Raw genomic sequence first — 17,957 nt, forward strand, 5'->3', positions numbered from 1 at the left:
ACCGTGTCCCACGCATCCCCCGAGGCGGCGGTGGCCGCCCTGACCGACCCGGCGGCGCCGTATCTCATCGGGGTACGGCACCACGCGCCCTCGCTGGCGGCGGCCGTACCGGCGCTGCTTGACGCGGCGAAGCCGGACGTGCTCCTGGTGGAGCTGCCCGCCGAGCTGGAGGAGTGGCTGCCGTGGCTCGCGCACGAGGAGACGCGGGCGCCTGTCGCGCTGGCGGCGGCGCCGGGTTCGGGGCCTGGGGGCTCGGGGCCTTCGGGAGGCGGCGGGGGGCCTGGGGGCGGAGGCGTGGGGCCCGCCTTCTATCCGTTCGCGGACTTCTCGCCGGAACTGGCGGCGGTGCGGTGGGCGGCCCGGCACGGGGTGCCGGTGCTCACCTGCGATCTGCCGCTGGCGGACCGGGCGTGGGCGGGCGGCGAGGCGGAGGCGGTACGGCGGGCCACGTCCGGTCCCGGCCTCACCGCGGCCCTCCGCTCCCGGCTCACCGGGCGTCCGGACGACGACCTGTGGGACCGGCTGGTCGAGACCGCCGCGCCCGGTTCACCGCCGGAGGCGCTGCGCCGCGCGGCGCTGCTGACGGGGTGGGCGCTGCGCGAGGAGGCGGCGGCCTCGGGCGGGGTGCCGGAGCTGGATCTGCGCCGGGAGAGCTGGATGCGCTCCCGGCTGGCCGCCGCCACGGCCGACGGGGAGCGGGCCGCCGTGGTGGTGGGCGCGTTCCACGCCCCGGCGCTGCTCGCCCCGGCCGAGCCTGCCGAACTTGCCAAACTTGCCGAAGTTGCTGACGCACGGCCGTCGTCGGCCCCAACCTGGACGACGGCCTGGACGACCTCCCTCATCCCCTACACCTACGCCCTGCTGGACGAGCGTTCCGGTTACCCGGCCGGAATCCGCGACCCCGAGTGGCAGCACCTGGTGCTCGACGCGGCCGGTGATCCCTCGGCCCTGGCGGACGCGCTGACCGGCGCCGCCGTGCGGATCTGCGCCGAGCTGCGGGGGCTCGGGCATCCGTCGGGGCCCGCCGACGCACGGGAGATCACCCGGCTCGCCGGTGATCTGGCCCGGCTGCGGGGGCTGCCCGCGGCGGGCCGGGGCGAGCTGGTGGAGGCGGTGCAGACGGTGCTCGCGCAGGGCGAGCCGTACGGGCGTGGGCGGGCCGTGGCGCGGGCGATGGAGCGCGTGCTCGTCGGCACGCGGGCGGGGCGTCCGGCGCCGGACGCGCCGCGCAGCGGTCTCGCCCCGGCGGTGGAGGCGGAGTTGGCCGAGCTGGGCCTGCCGGGACCGGCCGGTCCAGGCACCGTCCGCGACCTGCGCCTGGACCCGCTCCGCTCGGCGCTGGACGCCCGTCGTGAGGTGCTGCTGCGCCGCCTGACGGTGTGCGGGGTGCCGTACGCCGAGCCCCAGGAGGTCGGCGCGGCCGGTGGTGGCGAGGCGCTGACCTCGCGCTGGGAGGTGCGCTGGACGCCCGCGACGGCGGCCATGCTGAACGCGGCCGGGGTACGGGGCGTGACCTCGGCCCAGGCCGCGGAGGGACTGCTGCGCGAGCGGCTGCGCGCGGAGCGGGACGAGGGCGGCCCGACGGCGGCGCAGTCGCTGCGGGGCCTGGAAGAGGCGGCACGCTGCGGGCTCCCGGGGCTCACCGAGGAGCGGGTGGCGGACACCGCGTCCGTGCTGCCGGACTCCGGCACGCTGCCCGAACTCCTCTCGGGGCTCGCCCTGTTGGACCGTCTGCGGGCCGGGCACATCGCCGGATCGGGTGCGGTGGACGAGAGCGGGTCGGCCCGCTTGGCCGCGGTCGCCGAGCTGTTGACCACGGCCGCCGTGCGCCAGGTCGACGGCCTCACCGGTTCCGACGACCCGGCCGACGCCCGCGCCCTGTTCGAACTCGCCCACCGCGCCGATGGGTTCGGCGGCATCCGGCTCACGGACGCGCTCGCCCGGCTGGCCCGCGAGGGCTCCCCGCTGATGCGCGGGGCGGCCGGGGCCGTACGGGTGCTGCTCGGACACGAGGAGCCGCAGGCGCTCGGCGACCGGGTCGCGTCCTGGGTGGACGGCGCGGCCGACGCGGCGACCCGTACAGCGCTCATGGACCGGCTGACCGGGCTGCTCACGGCCGCCGGACCGCTGCTGGAGTCCGCGGCTGCCGCCCTGGAGCCGCTGCTGGGCCGGGTGGCGGACCTGTCCGACGAGGACTTCCTCACCCGCCTCCCGGCCCTGCGCGGCGGTTTCGACACGCTGAGCCCGGCGGCGCGCGAGCGGCTGCTGTCGACCGTGGAGGAGCGGCTGGGGGCGCACCGGCTCGGGGACACGGGGGCCGTCGATCCGGTGGCGCTGGCGAGGTGGACGCGGGCCGACCTGGCGGCGCGGGAGGCTCTGGCGGCGGCGGGGTTGCTTCCTTCGGCTGCGGAGCCGGTGGTTCCCAGTGTTGCCGACCCCTCCGGCGAGGACTCGGTCCCCTTCTCGGGACGCATCGCGCCCACCGACCGCTGGCGCCTGGTGCTGGGCCGCCGCCGCGACCAAATCCCGCCGTCCGCACGCCGCTTGGCGACCGCGCTCGACGAGCTGTACGGCACCGGTCGCGGTGAGGGCAGCCGGGGCGATCTCACCGGGGCCGGGTCCGGTTCCGGTGGCGGCCGGGAGGCGCCGTATCCCGGGGTGCGGGAGTGGTCGGAGGAGCTGGCGGCGCTGTTCGGGCCGGGTGTCCGGGAGGAGGTGCTGGCGGCGGCAGCGGCGACGGGCCGGGCGGACGTCTTCGCCGAACTCGACGCGGAGAGCGTGCGCCCCTCGGTGGACCTGCTCCGCTCGGTGCTGCGGCACGCGGGCGGTCTGCCCGAGGCACGGCTCGCGACGCTGCGACCGCTGGTACGGCGCCTGGTGGAGGCGCTGACCAGGGAGTTGGCCACCCGGCTGCGGCCCGCGCTGCACGGCACCGCGCTGCCCCGGCCGAGCCTGCGTCCGGGCGGCGGTCTCGATCTGGCCCGCACCCTGCGGGCCAACCTGGCCACGGCCCGCCGGGCCCCGGACGGCACGGTGACGGTGATCCCGGAGCGGCCGGTGTTCCGCACCCGGGCCCGCAAGGCGGCCGACTGGCGGCTGATCCTGGTCACCGACGTGTCCGGCTCCATGGAAGCGTCCACGATCTGGGCGGCGCTCACAGCCTCCGTGCTGGCCGGAGTGCCCACCCTGTCCACGCACTTCCTGGCCTTCTCCACCGAGGTGATCGACCTGACCGACCAGGTGGAGGACCCGCTCTCGCTGCTGCTGGAGGTGAGCGTCGGCGGCGGTACGCACATCGCGGCGGGGCTGCGGCACGCCCGCGAACTGGTCACTGTCCCCTCGCGGACGCTCGTCGTGGTGATCAGCGACTTCGAGGAGGGCTATCCGCTCGGCGGTCTGCTGGGCGAGGTCCGCGCGCTGGTCGGCGCGGGCTGTCACGTACTGGGCTGCGCGAGCCTGGACGACGCGGGGCGCCCGCGCTACTCGACCGGTGTGGCGGGCCAGTTGGTCGCCGCCGGGATGCCCGTGGCCGCCCTCAGCCCCCTCGAACTCGCCCGTTGGATAGGGGAGAAGATCGCATGAGCACCCAACTGCCGCCCGTCGCACCCGAGGTGACCGCCGCGCTGGTCGAGGCGCTCTCTCCCCGGCTGCGCAAGCGCCTGGACGCGGGCATCGCCAAGCTGGCGGACCGCCCGGTGGGCCGCGAGGGCGACACCGTACGCATCGCCGTGGACGACACCACGCACGTCGAACTCCACGCTCCCGGCGGCACGGTGACGACCCCGGACGCGGTCCGCTGCGGGTGTCTGCTGGCGCCGGACTGTCTGCACCGGGCGGCGGCCGTGTCGTCGGCACCGGTGGCGGAGGCCGAACCGGCTGCCGAGGCAGTGCCGTTGACGGACGGACCGGCGGAACCACAGGACCCCGGGGAGATCACGCTCCCGGAGCCCGAGCGGCCCACTCCAGCCCAACTCACCGCCGCCCAGGCCGTATGGAGCGCGGCAGCGGCCGTACTGGACGCGGGCGCCGACGGCTGCGGTGCCGTCCTCCAGGCGGAGTTGCTGCGCGCCGCCCACACCTCGCGCCTGGCCGGACTGCATCGCGTCGCCGCCGCGTCGTCCTCGGTGGTCACCGCGTTGCGCGCGGCCCGCTCGGCCGACCCGGCGTACCGGCTCGCGGACCTCGTCGCCGCTCTCGGTGACGTCCTCGCGGTGTCCCATCGCCTCCCGCTCGCCGAGGGCGCGGAACTGGCCGCTCTGCGCGGCACCGCGCGGCAGCCGTACCGCCCCGACGGCTCCCTGCGGCTGTACGGTCTGTTCACCGAGCCGGTGCTGACGGCGAGCGGGTACGCGGGCGTGGTGACCTGGACGGCCGACGCGGACGGCAGGCTCTACCAGGTGTCGGACGTGGCGCCCGGTGGCGCGTCCCGGGCGACGGGCGCCGCCGACCGTGCGGTACGGCTCGGCGACACGGCCCTCACCCATCGCGAGCTGTCCCGGGCGGGGCTCGCGGTCTCCGGGGCGACGGTCTCCTCCACGGGCCGACTGGGCGCGGGCGCCACGGTGCGCGCGGTACGCGCCCCCGGCGTCGACTGGCGCGCGGAACCCCTGGACGGGCTCTGGCGCGTCCCCCTCGCAGACCAGCTGACCCGTGCCCTCGCGCCCGACTCCCCCGGCCTGCTCTTCCTGGAGGTGACCTTCACCGGCACGGCCCGCGAGTCGGCGGGCGACTGTCTGCTGGCCGCCTCCGACGGCCTCGCCCTCCGTCTGACGGCGGCCCACGACGACCCCGCCCTCCCCCACCGCGACAACCTCCGCCTCCTGGCCGCCGCCACGGACAAGCCCCTGCGCGTCATCGCCCGCCTGACCCCGGCCTCCCACCCCCGGGCCACCCTGCTGGCGACGGAACACCCGACCCTGCCGGACACGCACGTGGACGTGGGCCTGGACCGCCTGCAGAAGGCGGACCTCCCGCCCCACGCCTCGCCCCCGCACCCCGCTCCCCTGTCCGACGAACCCCCGGTGCACCTCCTCGTCCGCCGCATCCACCAGAGCGCGGCGGGCGGGCGCCGTGCCCTGGCCCACCCCGGTACGGACGGCGTCACCGACCCCCGCCGCCTCGCCGCCCACGGCCTCCCGACGGCGGCGGCCCTCCTGACGGAACTGCACTCCTCGGCGGCGACCCGTTCCCGCGACGCGTTCGGGCGGCTGCTCCCGGCCGATCCGACGCGCTTCACCCAGGCGTGGCTGAAGGCGCGGGAGTACACGGTGGCGCTGGACAGGGCGTTGTGTGTGGCGGGCTGGAGCGCGTGACGGGCGATAAACCGCTCGACAGCCCCGGGGCTCACCCGGAAAAGTACCCCGCCGTGACGAGCAGCGAACTGTGGAGCCGTGCCACCGCCGAGCGGTACGACGCGGAGGACACCGAGATGTTCTCCGCCGCCGTACTCGACCCGGCCCTCGCCTTCCTGGCCGAACTGGCGGGCGACGGGCCCGCGTTGGAGTTCGCCATCGGAACCGGCCGCGTCGGCGTCCCCCTGCGGGAACGGGGTGTGCCCGTGACCGGCGTCGAACTGTCCGAGCACATGGCGGCCGTGCTGCGCCGCAAGGTGGACGAGGAGACCCTGCCGGTCGTCATCGGAGACATGGCGACCACCGTCGTACCGGGCGAGTTCACCCTGGTCTACCTCGTCTACAACACGATCTCCAACCTGCTCACCCAGGACGAACAGGTGGAGTGCTTCCGTAATGCCGCCCGCCACCTGGTCCCGGGTGGCCGCTTCGTGGTGGAGCTGAACGTGCCCCCGCTGCGCCTCCTGCCACCCGGCGCGACCGCCGTGCCGTTCGACGTGTCGGACCACCACCTCGGCTTCGACACGTTCGACCTGATCGAGCAGATCCTCGTCTCCCACCATCTGACCCGCGACGGGGAGGACGGCCGCTACCGGCGCAACGCCTCCCGGCACCGCTATGCCTGGCCGGCCGAGCTGGACCTGATGGCACGGCTCGCCGGGCTCGAACTGGAACGGCGCGTGGCGGACTGGGACGGAACGCCGTTCACAGCGGACTCCGGGAAGCACGTCTCCGTCTGGCGCAAACCGGCCTGACCCGGCCTACGCCCCCTTCTTCCCCACCAGCCGATCCAGATGGGCCAGCACGCCCGCGTTGAACTTGTGCACGGCCTCGTCGATGCTGCGGATGAAGCCCGCTTCCGTGTTCCCGCGCTGCGCGCCCATGCTCTTGAAGAGGGAGAGCCGGAAGCCGGTGATCTTCACGCCGGTCTTCGGCAGCATGTCGCCCGGTTCGGGGCGCAGGCGTTCCAGGGTGCCGCGCGGGCCGCCGGTCTCACCTTCGACCAGGGTCTCGATGTGCAGGTCGGCGGGTGCTTCCGCCAGTTCGCGGACGATGCGCTTGGCCCAGGAGAGCGGGTAGCCCTGTTCGGGGGCCGGGATGTCGATGGAGGTGCGGATCTTCGTGGTGCGCAGGTCGGCCGTCACGCCGAGGACGCCCGCGACGCCCTCGATGCGCAGCTCCGCCTGCAACTTGCCGTCCTGGCACAGCTGGTCGGCCATGCGGGAGCGCCGGGCCACCGCGTCCGTGTCCCGCCGGGCACGCTGGACGGGGAGGACCTTCAGCCCGAGTTCGCCGCCCAGGCCCAGCGACACCTGGCGCACCAGCCGCTCCCAGCTCTCGACGGTCTCCAGCGCCCGGGGGTCGCCCTGGCAGAGCGTCTCGTCCTGGATGCCGCTGCGCACGGGCACCCACGCGGGGCCCATGTTCTGGAAGCCGTGGCAGCCGGAGTTCTCATGGAGGAGGTAGTGCAGCAGTTCCTCGAGGAGCCAGGCGTGCGCCGGGTTCACCACGCCCTCGTGCCGGATCAGCATCTGCGCCTGGTGCGCCACCTCGGCCCAGGACAGGTGCCACAGGCTGACCTTGTTCTTGCGCCGCCGGTCGATCTTCACCTCGACCAGTGGACTGCCCTCAAGCGCCACGTCGTTGGAGAGCGTGATCACCGCCTCGTACCCGCGCCGCGCCGCGATGTCGGCGTACGCCTGCACCTGCTCGGCCTTGAGCGGGTTGCCGTTCGTCTTGGTCTCCACGAGCGCGGTCCAGAGCTTGCCCGCGCGCTCCACCCGGATGACCCCGTCCGGTCGCCGGGGCGTGTCCCCGTGCGGCAGCGACACCTCGGTGAAGGTCTCCATCCGCCCGGCGGGAGCACCGAACCCGGCGGTGAGCCTGCGCCCGAACTCCGGCACCTGCGCCATCACCGCGAGGAGCACGGAGGTGGCCCGCATCTCCCGGTCCCGGTCGCTCTTCAGCGCGGAGACGGGGAAGAGCCGGGCACCGTGCCACGCGTCGTTCTCCGCGAGGGACTTCTTCAGCGCCTTGGGAAGGGTGACCTTCTTCTTGGCGGTACGGGGGCGCGTCTTCCTCGGCGCCGGTACGGCATCGGTGTCGGGGGTGCGCGGTGACGGGACGGCGCCGGTGACAGGCGCGACGGGCTCGGGCGTCGACCTCGGCTCCGGGATCTGCTCGGTCACCGGCCCGGCCGACGGCGGCTCCTCGATCGCGGCCTCCCCGACCGCCTCGGTCTCCACCCCCGCATCGTCCAACCCCGCATCGTCCATCCCCGCGTCGCCCACCGTCTCGGCGTCGTCCTCGATGTCGACCCCGTGGTCGGACGCGAGCGCGGCGAACCCGGACTCGTACCCCTGCCCGACCGCGCGGAACTTCCACTCCTCCCCACGCCGGTACAGCTCGCCGAAGATCAGGGCGCTGACGCCGCCCGCGTCCCCGACCTCGTACGTCAGCAGGGGTTCGCCGGAGCCGTCACTCAACGTCAGCCGCAGGTCCTCGAGTTCGTCGAACCGGGCCGATTCGTACCGGCTCGCGGCGACGAGGATCGTGGCGACGTCGTCCGGGAGTGCCTTGAGGTCGAAGCCGATCCGGTCCTCGCTGCCCTCCCCGACCGGGGTCTTGCCGAGCAACTGCACGCTTCCGTCCGGCGCGCAGGGGTTGTTGTAGAAGTAGAAGTCGGTGTCGCCGCGGACCTTGCCGTTCTCGTCCAGCAGCAGGACGGAGACGTCCGCGTCGCCCTCGCCGGTCGGGCTCACCCACCCCAGGCTGACCACCACGGACTCGACGTCCTCGTCACTCAGGCTGCCCAGAACGACGTTGGCACCCTTGGTCATCTCGTGCACACGGCCTCCCGACCGATCACCAGGCAGAAGGAACCCCCCGCCCTCACCGAAACCTCATGTGGAGATTCGGTGCACCTGATGTGAACGAGACGACTCTATCGATCAACGGGGAAAGTCACCCCAAGGAGACGCGAACCGGTTACGACCCGGGCACGCCGGTTGCGACCCGGGCACGCCCGGAAGGCCGGGTCAGCCCGTCCGCCTGCCCTCGCCCTGGGTCGCCTGGAGGTCGGCGAGGAGTTCGGCCTGGCCCGCGAGGACGCCCGAGAGGATCGTCCGCGCCACCCGCAGCAGCTCGGCCACGTGCGGGCTGGTCAGCGAGTAGTACACGTTCGAGCCTTCCTTACGCGTCCTGACCAGGTTAGCCCGGCGCAGGACGGCCAGCTGCTGGGAGAGGCTGGCGGGCTCGACGCCCACCTCGGGCAGCATCTCGGCGACCGCGTGCTCGCGCTCGCTCAGCAGCTCCAGGACGCGGATGCGAGCGGGGTGGCCCAGGGTTTTGAAGAACTCCGCCTTCAGCTGGTACAGCGGCGTACTCACCGGGCCGTCTCCCCTTCCGCGCGGCGGCACCGTGCCACCGGGCCCGCCCCGGCGCCTCGTGTGCGGCCATTCGTCAACACCATGAACCCATCCTCGCGTGCGGCAGCGGCCCGGCCGAATCCACGTCGACGACGGGAGCCGCCGGATGCGGCGGCGATGACCTCGTGAATCGCCGAGATTAGCAAGTCTTCGAAACGGCGGATCGGCCCGTGTTCCAGCGGTTCCACCGGCGGCGCCACCCCCCCTCAGAGCGGGAGCGTGATCCAGATGGCCTTGCCGCCCCCGTCGTCATCGGCCTGGACGGCGGCGCTGCCACCGAGACCCAGCGTCAGCTCCATGACCGTGGCCAGGCCGCCCGTCCCGGTGTCCAGGCCCGGTCCGTCGAGCCGGGGCCGGTGGGGATGGCGGTCGTGGACGGCGAAGGCGACCCGGTCGGGGGCCGCCGCGTAGACCACGGTGACCTGCGGGGAGAGTACGGCGGCGTGCCGCACGCTGTTGGTCACCAGCTCGCTCACGATCAGCAGGGCCGGGTCGACGGCCGGGTGCCGCAGCCCGATGCCCCACTCGGTCAGCGCCCGCTCGGCGGTCTCGCGGGCGACGCGTACGGCGGAGGGTTCCGTGGGCAGCGTGAGCACATGCCGGTGCGGCAGGGCGTTCAGCTCGGTGAACATCACGCCTCCACGGCCGTCGTCGCGGCGCCCGGCTGCGGGGCGGGTACGGCGGGCAGCACTCCGGCGTGCTCCAGGTACTCCCGGGCGCCCCGGATCGCCTCGGGCGTCGTGGCGTACTCGCGCCCGTCGTGCCGCAGCAGCTCCAGCGCGCCCACGGATTCGAGGACCCGGCGCTGACCGGGCCGTACCCCGGAGGCGAGGACGCGGATGCCGCGCCGCTCCAGCTTCTCGACCGCGTCCTTGAGGACGAGCACACCGGTGGCGTCCATGGTCGAGACCCGGGACATGCGCAGGATGACGACGCGTACGTCCGCGACCTCGGTCAGCTCCAGCAGAAAGCGGTGGGCGGCGGCGAAGAACAGCGGCCCGTCGATGCGGTAGGCGACGATGTGCTCGGCGAGCAGGGCGTGTTCCTCGGCGGTGTGGTCGGCCCGGTCGAGCGGCACCTGTTCGAAGCGGGCCTGCTTGGCGACGGCGCGCAGGGCGAGCGCCCCGGCGACGACGAGGCCGATGACGACCGCGTAGACGAGGTCGAGCGCGACGGTCGCGACGGCGGTCAGGACGAGGACCAGGGCGTCGGAGCGGGTGGCCCTGACCATGGCCCGCAGCGCGCCGACCTCGACCATGCGGATCGCCGTGGCCAGCAGGACTCCGGCGAGCGCGGCCAGCGGGATCTTCGAGACCAGGGGCGCGGCGGCGAAGACGATCACCGCGAGGACGGCGGCGTGGGTCAGGGCGGCGAGCCGGGAGCCCGCGCCGGTACGGACGTTGACCGCGGTGCGCGCGATGGCACCGGTGGCCGGGACGCCGCCGAACAGCGGGGCGGCGATGTTGGCCAGCCCCTGCCCGAACAGCTCACGGTCCGGGTCGTGCCGCTGCCCGACCGTCATGCCGTCGGCCACCGAGGCGGACAGCAGGGATTCCAGCGCGGCCAGGGCGGCGACCGCCACGGCGGGGCCGAGCAGGCTGCCGAGCGCGCCGAGGTCGAGGAAGGACAGCGAGGGCGCGGGCAGCCCGGCCGGAAGATCGCCGATCGGCTTCGCCGCGTCGAATCCGCCGACCTGCGCCACGATCGTCGCCGCGATCACGGCGACGATCGAGAACGGTACGGTCGGCCGCCACCGGGCGCCCACGAGCATCACCGCGGCCACCGCGACGGCGAATCCGGCCGCCGTCCAGTTCGGGGTCCGCGCGAACTCCTCGATCGCCCGCCAGGTCACGACCAGCACCCGGTCGCCCTCGGGTTTGGGCACGCCCAGGGCGCTCGGGATCTGCTGGAGCCCGATCACACAGGCGATGCCGAGGGTGAAGCCTTCGACGACGGGTGCCGGGACGTACCGCATGTACTTCCCGGCCCGCAGCAGTGCCAGGCCGACGAGCATGACGCCCGCCATGAGGCCGACGGTGAGCACCCCGCTCGGGCCGTACCGGCCGACGATCGGCACGAGGACCACGGTCATCGCGCCGGTCGGCCCGGACACCTGGAGGTTGGAGCCGCCGAAGACGGCCGCCAGCGCCCCGGCGACCACGGCGGTCGCGAGGCCCGCCTCGGCGCCGAGCCCGGAGGAGACCCCGAAGCCCAGGGCCAGCGGCAGCGCGACGATGGCCACGGTGAGTCCGGCGAGCAGGTCACGGCGCGGGGCGCGCCGCATCTCCGCGAGGTCGCCCCGGCCGGGCAGCAGCGCGGCGACGGAGGCCCCCAGACGACCGGCCTTGACCTGGTACGACGGAACGGACACGGGCCCCTCGGCTTCCTACCTGCGGACACAACCAGCACAGCATCTAAGCAATTGCGAAATTATGCAATTCCTCAAGAGGTGCGGGCCTTGATCGTTCCGCCATTCCAGGGGTGCCCGGCCTCCGGGCTCAGGCCTTCTTGACCACGCTCGACTTGAGCTGCATCGCGCCGAACCCGTCGACCTTGCAGTCGATGTCGTGCCCGTCGACCCCGTCGACCAGCCGGATGTTCCGCACCTTGGTCCCGGCCTTGATCCCGGACGGGCTGCCCTTGACCTTGAGCGCCTTCACGACCACGACACTGTCGCCGTCCCGCAGCACATTGCCGACGGCGTCCTTGACGACGCGCTCGCCGCCCTCGGCACCGGCCTCGCCGGGAGCCCACTCATGGGCACATTCGGGACACACCACCAGGGCGTTCATCTCGTAGGTGTACTCGCAGGAGCACTTCGGACAGGGAGGAGGATTCTCAAGCATCCGACCAGCCTATCCGGCCCCTGACCTGGTGAAGCCCAGGGACAGCGTCACCGCTTGATGCGTCCTCGCACGGCCAGCACGGCCAGGGCCAGGAGGAGGGGTTCGGCAACCCGGGACGCCATTTCCGTGTACGTGCCGCATACGGTCAGCTCTTCTTCCGAGGAGCGGAAGACCACGGAGTTGACGGTGACGCGCAGCGCCTTCTCGAATCGCTCGCCGGTCAGACGTCCGCGCCACGGGCCCGTCGGGTCGACCGGGTCCTGGGTGTCCGTCACGGCGCTGATCTTCCGGCCCGAGATCGCGCCGACCGTCTCCTGTTTCGGCGAGTCCTTGGGCAGCCCCCAGAGCATGAGCGCCAGCGCGGTGACGGTGGCGGCTGCCAGCAGACAGCACACGGCCCGCAGCGCGCGCAATCCGTATCCGGACACGGCCCAGTACAGGAAAAGCAGGACTCGCTCCATGAAAGGACGCGTGGGGTCGTGGCGGCGCATCTCCATCTCGCCGTAGTAGAAATCCGCCGCGTCCGGCTCGTTCTTGTCGTCCTCGAAGGCTTTCCGCAGCTGACGGTAAGCGGGGGCCAACGCCGTGGGACCGGCCGGGGGCTGCCCCGGGGGACCTGCCGCCCAGCCTGCCGCGCCCCGGGACGCGCGCCAGTGATGTTCCTCGGCGAGGGTACGGCGGCGCGTCCAGCGCACGGGAAGCCACCCGCGGCGCCTGAGCCCACGGGGAGCGAAATCCAGCTGGAAGTGCCCTTCCAGGCGCAGTTGGTCGAGATGAATGGTCCCGAGGAGACGACAGGCCGACAGATCGACATCCGTCAGAGTCAGGTACGACGCGTCCACACCGCTCAGCGAGGCCACCGCGACACCCGGGTTCTTCCCGGCCAGGAGCGTTTCTCCGGCGGAAAAGAACGGCGTGGCGCGGGCCGAGACCGTGAACGGATACTCGAACGTCGCGTTGGTGAGATCGACGGTCGCGTACCGCAGACGCAGCGACGCTTTCGCTTCCCAGCGTGTCCCCTTGCAGGTGACGCGACCCGCCGCTGCCGCCATGGCCACGGGGGCCGTGAACACGGCGCTGTTCAGGTCGAGCGTCCCGGCGCACGCGAGGGGGCCGAAGGCCGTGGCATCGCGGAACACCGTGCGGTTGAACCAGGCATGCAGCGCGAACGTCGCCTCCGTGAACCGGGCTTCGGCGGCGAACAGCGCTCCGGTGAAGCGCGCCTCCAGCCCGAACTCCGCCTTTCCGAAGTCGGCCGACGCCTCGAAGACGGCCTTGGAGAACGTCGCCCCTTTGCCGAAGCGCGCCTTGGAGAAACGGGAACTGCCGCCGAAGGACGCCCGCGTGAAAGAAGCACCGTCCCCGAACGCGGCCTGATCGAACCAGGCCCCGGCGGCGAAGGACGCTTTCCCGAAGTTCGCGTCCTTGCCGAACACCGTCCCCCGGAAATCGGCGGCGTCCTCGAACACCGCCTCCGCAAACCGCGCGTCATCCGGGAACCGGGCCCCGTTGAACCGCACTCCCCCCGCGAACCGCGCCTCGTCGAACCAGGCACTGCGGAACTCGGCCCGGGTGAAGTCGGCCGACCCGCTGAACGTCGCCCCGCTGAACCTGGCCGTACCGAACCTCGGCGTTCCGTCCGCCGGATCCCTGACGGCGTCGAGGAGTCGCCCCAGCAGCTCCCCGGTCAACTCGGTGCCCCGATGGTCCACGGGGCTGCCGCTGTGCAACCCGGCGAAGTACGCGGCCCGTTGACCCTCCGACATATGCGCCAAGCACGCCCCCGAGTCGGCCACCCGACGACCACGGCAGCCGACGGGATCGGTGGAGCCGACATCACGACCACACAGAGGCCACACGGGCCGATCCGGCGACACGGTGGGGTCCGTCTGGGTAACCATAATCAGCTGACCTTACCGAACCACCAGGGCGCCCCCGTTCCCTCCAAGGGAGTTCCCTCTCCCCCCAAGTCCGCCCCGCGCACTGACGCCCCGTCATGTTCAGCGTGCCCGACGAACTGGACACGGTGTCGTCTTCCTTTACGACGAGCCGGCCCGCGGTCTCCTCGACGTCCTGTACGACGGGCACATCGGACCGCTCGACAGCACTCAGACGGCCGTCCTGAATTCCTTGCGCCCGGCCTCGGGTCTCCAGCGCACGATTCATCCCCAGGCCAAGCGCCCTCCGCGCACCGCGAGAAGCCGGCCGAGGCCGAAGCGAAAGCGTTAGGTTCATCGGCAGCGCCGGAAACACCACGGGCACGGCGCACTCGCACAGGACTCGAGGTCAGCGTGACTTCGGCGGGTTCTGGGTGTCGAAGGCGAAGAGGGTGTTCTTGGCGGCGGCCACGACCACCGCGCGTCCCGCGAGGGTCACGCGCGGGGTCGCGCCCAGTTCGCCCGTCAGGCCGTCGGCGCGCGCGCCCGTCGCCCACAGGAACTTCCCGTGGTCCGGCGACAGTGCGACGACCCGGCCGGTGGCCGAGCTGAAGTACAGCGCTCCGTCGCCCGCCACGGGACCGGACGCGCCCTCCACCCCGGTCCGCTGCGACCACTTCTTGCGGCCGGTCGCGGGGTCGAGGGCCATGACGAGACCGGTCTGCCCGCTCACGTAGACGGTGCCGTCCGCCATGCCGGGCGTCCCCGCACAGGTCCGGGCCAGTGGGGAGTACGTGACCTTCCCCGAGGCCGGATCGACCCGTACCACCGCGTCGTACCCGTCCGGGACCGCCGCCTCCTCGGTGTGTTCCCGGAGGAGGACGAGACTGCCGTCGGCGACGCCGACCGGCACGGCGGGGCCGTCGACCGCGACGGGAGCGCCCAGTTTCCCCGAGGTCCGGTCGAGCGCGTACAGAGTGGGGTGGCGCGCCGATACGGCATCCACCTCGGCGTCCGTCGCGCACATCGCGAGGAGCCGGGTGCCCACCGGGACGGGAGCGCACCGCGTGCCCGCGGGGAACGGCGTCGTCCAGAGGACCTCACCGCTGTGCGCGGCCCGTGCCTCGAAGCGGGAGTCGGAACCGTCGACCGACACGACGGCGGAGCCGATCACGAGGGCGTCCTGGGTCTGGCCCGTGACGGCCTGCGACTGGGCACCGGACGGCGCGGACCACAGCTCCCGGCCGCTCTTCGCGTCGATGGCCACCACCTCGGTGGGAGGGGACTGCGGGTCGTCCTGGGCGGCGATGCGGTATCCGAGCACCGTGTCGTCGGTGGCGCCGACCATGTGCATGCCCTGCGCGGGGACGCCCGGGCTCTTCACCGTCCATCGGTGGGAGCCGTCCTTGACCCGGATACGGGTCGCGACGACACCGCCGCCTCCGCAGTAGACCGCGTCGCCGCGCGCGACGCACCGCAGTTCGTCGGGGAGGTCCTGGCCGCCCCGCACGGTCGTACGCCACGGCTTGAAGCCGTCCGGAAGCGCGGCTCCCGACGTCACGACGCTGTCGCCCTTGCCGTCGCCGACGCCCCCGAAGTGGCTCGCGTTCAGCGCGGCGACTCCCCCGCCGATCGCCGCCACCGCGACCGCAGCCGCGAGCACGGGGCGCCATCGGCGGCGGAGGCGACGGCCGGTGAGGGTGCCGGTGCTTTCGGCGTCGGGGGCGGAGGGGACGGCGGGCTGGGCGGAGAGGGGAACGGAATCCGAGGCGTCGACCCGGGCGGAGTCCGGAGCGGCGGTCGGGACGGCAGTCGGCGCGGTCGACGCCAGGGAGGTCGGCGTGGCGGAGTGCTGTTGCGTGATCATGTCGCGGGTACGGCCCGTACCGACGCCACTCGCGCCGTCCCCGTCCGCGTCGGTCCCGCCGAGGTCGGTGGGCAAGTCCCGTAGCAGCACGAGGAGTTCATCGGCCGAGGGACGTCCCTTCGGCTCCTTGTCCAGGCACGGCTCGACGACCGCGCGCAGGGTCGTCGGCACGGCATCGAGCGACGGCTCCTCGTGCACCACCTGGTACGCCGTCATGTAGGGACTGTCGGCGTCGAAAGGCCCCCGCCCGGTCGCCGCGTACACCAGCAGCGTGCCCAGCGAGAAGACGTCCGACCACGGCCCCACCTCACGCGGCGACTGCAGCTGCTCCGGTGACATGAAGGGCGGCGTACCGATGACCCGCCCCGTCATCGTCAGCGTCTCCTGGCCCACGGCGCGCGAGATGCCGAAGTCGATGACGCGCGGCCCCTCGGGCGAGAGCACGACGTTCGAGGGCTTGAGGTCACGGTGGACGACCCCCACCCGGTGGATGTCACGCAGCGCCTCCGCCATCCCGATGGCGAGCCGCCGCAGCTCCGCACCACTCAGCGGCCCCTCGGTGGCGCAGTGCTGGGCGAGCGTGCGCCCCTCGATGTAGGTCGTCGCCATCCACGGCTGCTCGGCCTCGGGCGCCGCGTCGACCACGGCGGCGGTGAACGCACCACTCACCCGCCGCGCCGCCGCCACCTCCTGCCGGAAACGGATGCGGAACTCGTCGTCCTCCGCGAACTGCCGGTGGATCAGCTTGACCGCGATCGGCCGCCCCGAACTCGTCCGGGCCAGGAAAACCGTGCCCATCCCACCCGAGCCGAGCCGCGCCTCCAGTGGATAGCCGCCGATCTCGGCCGGATCACCTTCGCGCAGCGACACCGTCCCCGACCTCCCGTTTCCCCTCGCACCTCACCCACGGGCCCACACACCCACCCGCACAAACTAGCCGCAGGGCGGTACGTCGTGGCACAGCGGGTGACGAACAGGGCGCGCCAGACCGCCCCGTAGGCCGCACACCAGACGATTTCACGCGTCCCCGCAGCTCACGAGGGCGGGAGCGAACCCCTAGCCGAGGAAGCCCAGCCGCACCTGGCGATTCGGATCGTCCTCAAGCTCAGCGCGCACGCGTGGCCGCCACCTCGGCGAGAGAGGCCAAAGTCGCCTCCATACCAGCCGTGTTGTGCGCTTTCAGGTCGAGTAGTTCCTCCCGGCTCGTGCCCATGACCGGGAAGAGGTGTTCGACCTGCCAGCTTTCGGTCACGAGGGTGCCTCCGTCCTGGGGGCGGAGGCGGTAGTGCCACAAGGCGGCGTCCACGCCTTGGACTACGACGTACCAGGCGAATTCGCGTCCGGCCTCGGCCGCGTGGACGCGTGACCGCGTCACCCATTCATGGTCGTGCCGCACATCGGCGTTGACGGCGGTGAACCATGAGCCCACCTGCGGCACACCCGCGGTCTCATACGTCGCGGAGACCAGATCGGGTGTCCACGCGACGGATGCCTCCACGTCGCTGATCAGGTCGTACACGGTCTGAGGGGGCGCGTCGATCCACCGCTCACGCCGCACCCGCAACGCGGACAGTTCGATCAGGTCTGCCATGGTGAGCCCTTCGGTTGCATCGAAAGTCGCAGGCGCCGAGGTTCGGCAGAACGGCGCTCGAAGCCGGAGCGGCGCGGTCCCTACCTTCGGATGGTCACTCTCCACCGTCCGAGAGGAACACACATGTCCTCGCTCATCCGATCGCATCCACTGCTCGCCTTCTTCACTCTCGCCTGCGCACTCAGCTGGCTCGGCTGGGTGAACTACATCCTCTCCGACCAGGGCCTGGGCATCACCGGCGTCGATTACCCGGCCGTTCTCGGGACCACTCAGCTCCTCGGTGTGCTGCCCGGCGCGTACCTCGGCCCGATCGGCGCGGCCCTCATCGTCACCGCCGTCGTCGACGGTCGCGCCGGGCTGCGCGCCTGGGCCGGACGGCTGCTTCGGTGGCGTGTCGGCCTGCGGTGGTACGCCGCCGCGCTGCTGGCCGTTCCCGCAGGGCTGCTGGTCGTCGGAACGGTCTTCTCGGGCGGCCGGATCGCGGCTCCGTCCCTGCTCGCCGCGTATCTCCCGGTCCTCGTCCTCCAGTTGGTCACGACCGGACTCGCCGAGGAGCCCGGCTGGCGCGACTTCGCCCTGAGCAGGCTGCAGCGGCGGTACTCGCCGCTGGTGTCCGCCGCGATCCTCGGGCCGGTGTGGGCGGTCTGGCACTACCCCCTCTTCCTCACGGACTGGGCGGAGGGCAACCGGGGGTGGGCCGGGCTGCTCGCCTTCACCGTGTTCTGCGTGTCGTTCAACGTGGTGATGTCGTGGATGTTCAACCGCACGAACGAGTCGCTGCCCCTGTCGATGCTCATGCACGTCAGCGTGAACACCTTCGTCTCCGTGCTCTGGGCGGACCTCTTCCCCGGCCTCGCCACCGTCGCCGTCCCCGTCATGTCCGTGGGTTCCGTGGTGGCGGCGCTCGCGATCATCGCGCTCACCCGGGGCCGGCTCGGTCAACCGGCCTCGGAGGAACCGTCGTTCGCGCGCCGCGCCGCTCCCCTACACTCCTGAT

Annotated in this window: 12 protein-coding genes; 4 read left to right on the top strand and 8 right to left on the bottom strand. The window is 72.9% G+C overall.

The annotated features are described in order from the left end of the window. Window positions 1-3 precede the first annotated feature (3 nt). Genes B079_RS0113915 through B079_RS0113925 form a run of 3 tightly spaced genes read left to right on the top strand, consistent with a single transcriptional unit; the run spans window position 4 to window position 6,106 of the window. Window positions 4-3,582, top strand: a complete 3,579-nt coding sequence (locus B079_RS0113915; protein ID WP_018546425.1) for a vWA domain-containing protein — start codon at window positions 4-6, stop codon at window positions 3,580-3,582. Beyond that, on the top strand, window positions 3,579-5,312 hold the full coding sequence (locus B079_RS0113920; protein ID WP_018546426.1) for a hypothetical protein: 1,734 nt from the start codon (window positions 3,579-3,581) through the stop codon (window positions 5,310-5,312). The genes B079_RS0113915 and B079_RS0113920 overlap by 4 nt, the downstream gene beginning before the upstream one ends. A gap of 53 nt (window positions 5,313-5,365) precedes the next feature. Then, window positions 5,366-6,106, top strand: coding sequence for a class I SAM-dependent DNA methyltransferase (locus B079_RS0113925; RefSeq protein WP_018546427.1), 741 nt, complete (start codon window positions 5,366-5,368; stop codon window positions 6,104-6,106). 6 nt (window positions 6,107-6,112) lie between these two features. On the opposite strand, the gene B079_RS0113930 is transcribed toward B079_RS0113925, so the two are convergent. The 8 genes from B079_RS0113930 to B079_RS33280 all read right to left on the bottom strand — a co-directional run bounded on the left by B079_RS0113930 (window position 6,113) and on the right by B079_RS33280 (window position 16,960). Then, the gene (locus B079_RS0113930) at window positions 6,113-8,191 is read right to left on the bottom strand and encodes a TerD family protein (protein ID WP_037801588.1); all 2,079 of its coding nucleotides are present in this window, start codon (window positions 8,189-8,191) and stop codon (window positions 6,113-6,115) included. A gap of 198 nt (window positions 8,192-8,389) precedes the next feature. Then, complete coding sequence (locus B079_RS0113935) at window positions 8,390-8,740, bottom strand: ArsR/SmtB family transcription factor (RefSeq protein ID WP_018546429.1); 351 nt, start codon at window positions 8,738-8,740, stop codon at window positions 8,390-8,392. Window positions 8,741-8,985: 245 nt separating this feature from the next. Next, entirely contained in the window at window positions 8,986-9,411 is a 426-nt protein-coding gene (locus B079_RS0113940) for an ATP-binding protein (protein WP_018546430.1), read from the bottom strand. Next, complete coding sequence (locus B079_RS0113945) at window positions 9,411-11,063, bottom strand: SulP family inorganic anion transporter (protein ID WP_106432321.1); 1,653 nt, start codon at window positions 11,061-11,063, stop codon at window positions 9,411-9,413. Before B079_RS0113945 ends, B079_RS0113940 begins: the two co-directional genes overlap by 1 nt. Before the next feature lie 214 nt (window positions 11,064-11,277). Beyond that, window positions 11,278-11,625, bottom strand: coding sequence for a zinc ribbon domain-containing protein YjdM (locus tag B079_RS0113950; protein ID WP_018546432.1), 348 nt, complete (start codon window positions 11,623-11,625; stop codon window positions 11,278-11,280). A gap of 47 nt (window positions 11,626-11,672) precedes the next feature. Further along, window positions 11,673-13,316 (bottom strand): pentapeptide repeat-containing protein, encoded by a 1,644-nt coding sequence (locus B079_RS0113955; protein ID WP_324604057.1) that lies wholly within the window; start codon window positions 13,314-13,316, stop codon window positions 11,673-11,675. A 595-nt stretch (window positions 13,317-13,911) separates the two neighbouring features. Next, window positions 13,912-16,239 carry a serine/threonine-protein kinase gene (locus B079_RS0113960; protein WP_018546434.1) on the bottom strand — a complete coding sequence of 776 codons (2,328 nt, stop codon included), beginning with the start codon at window positions 16,237-16,239 and terminating at the stop codon, window positions 13,912-13,914. Window positions 16,240-16,474: 235 nt separating this feature from the next. Next, the gene (locus tag B079_RS33280; RefSeq protein WP_018546435.1) at window positions 16,475-16,960 is read right to left on the bottom strand and encodes an SRPBCC family protein; all 486 of its coding nucleotides are present in this window, start codon (window positions 16,958-16,960) and stop codon (window positions 16,475-16,477) included. 123 nt (window positions 16,961-17,083) lie between these two features. Here B079_RS33280 and B079_RS32005 point away from each other — a divergent pair, with 123 nt between their 5' ends. Continuing rightward, window positions 17,084-17,956 carry a CPBP family intramembrane glutamic endopeptidase gene (locus tag B079_RS32005; RefSeq protein ID WP_018546436.1) on the top strand — a complete coding sequence of 291 codons (873 nt, stop codon included), beginning with the start codon at window positions 17,084-17,086 and terminating at the stop codon, window positions 17,954-17,956. Window position 17,957: the final 1 nt, after the last annotated feature.

This window comes from Streptomyces sp. LaPpAH-108 (assembly GCF_000373625.1).
GTDB lineage: Bacteria > Actinomycetota > Actinomycetes > Streptomycetales > Streptomycetaceae > Streptomyces.

Excerpts from the sequence above, each read along its gene's own strand:
- B079_RS0113920 (WP_018546426.1), top strand. The coding sequence starts at position 3,579 with ATGAGCACCCAACTGCCGCCCGTCGCACCCGAGGTGACCGCCGCGCTG.
- B079_RS0113930 (WP_037801588.1), bottom strand. The coding sequence starts at position 8,191 with ATGACCAAGGGTGCCAACGTCGTTCTGGGCAGCCTGAGTGACGAGGAC.
- B079_RS0113940 (WP_018546430.1), bottom strand. The coding sequence starts at position 9,411 with ATGTTCACCGAGCTGAACGCCCTGCCGCACCGGCATGTGCTCACGCTG.
- B079_RS0113945 (WP_106432321.1), bottom strand. The coding sequence starts at position 11,063 with ATGCGGCGCGCCCCGCGCCGTGACCTGCTCGCCGGACTCACCGTGGCC.
- B079_RS0113950 (WP_018546432.1), bottom strand. The coding sequence starts at position 11,625 with ATGCTTGAGAATCCTCCTCCCTGTCCGAAGTGCTCCTGCGAGTACACC.
- B079_RS33280 (WP_018546435.1), bottom strand. The coding sequence starts at position 16,960 with ATGGCAGACCTGATCGAACTGTCCGCGTTGCGGGTGCGGCGTGAGCGG.
- B079_RS32005 (WP_018546436.1), top strand. The coding sequence starts at position 17,084 with ATGTCCTCGCTCATCCGATCGCATCCACTGCTCGCCTTCTTCACTCTC.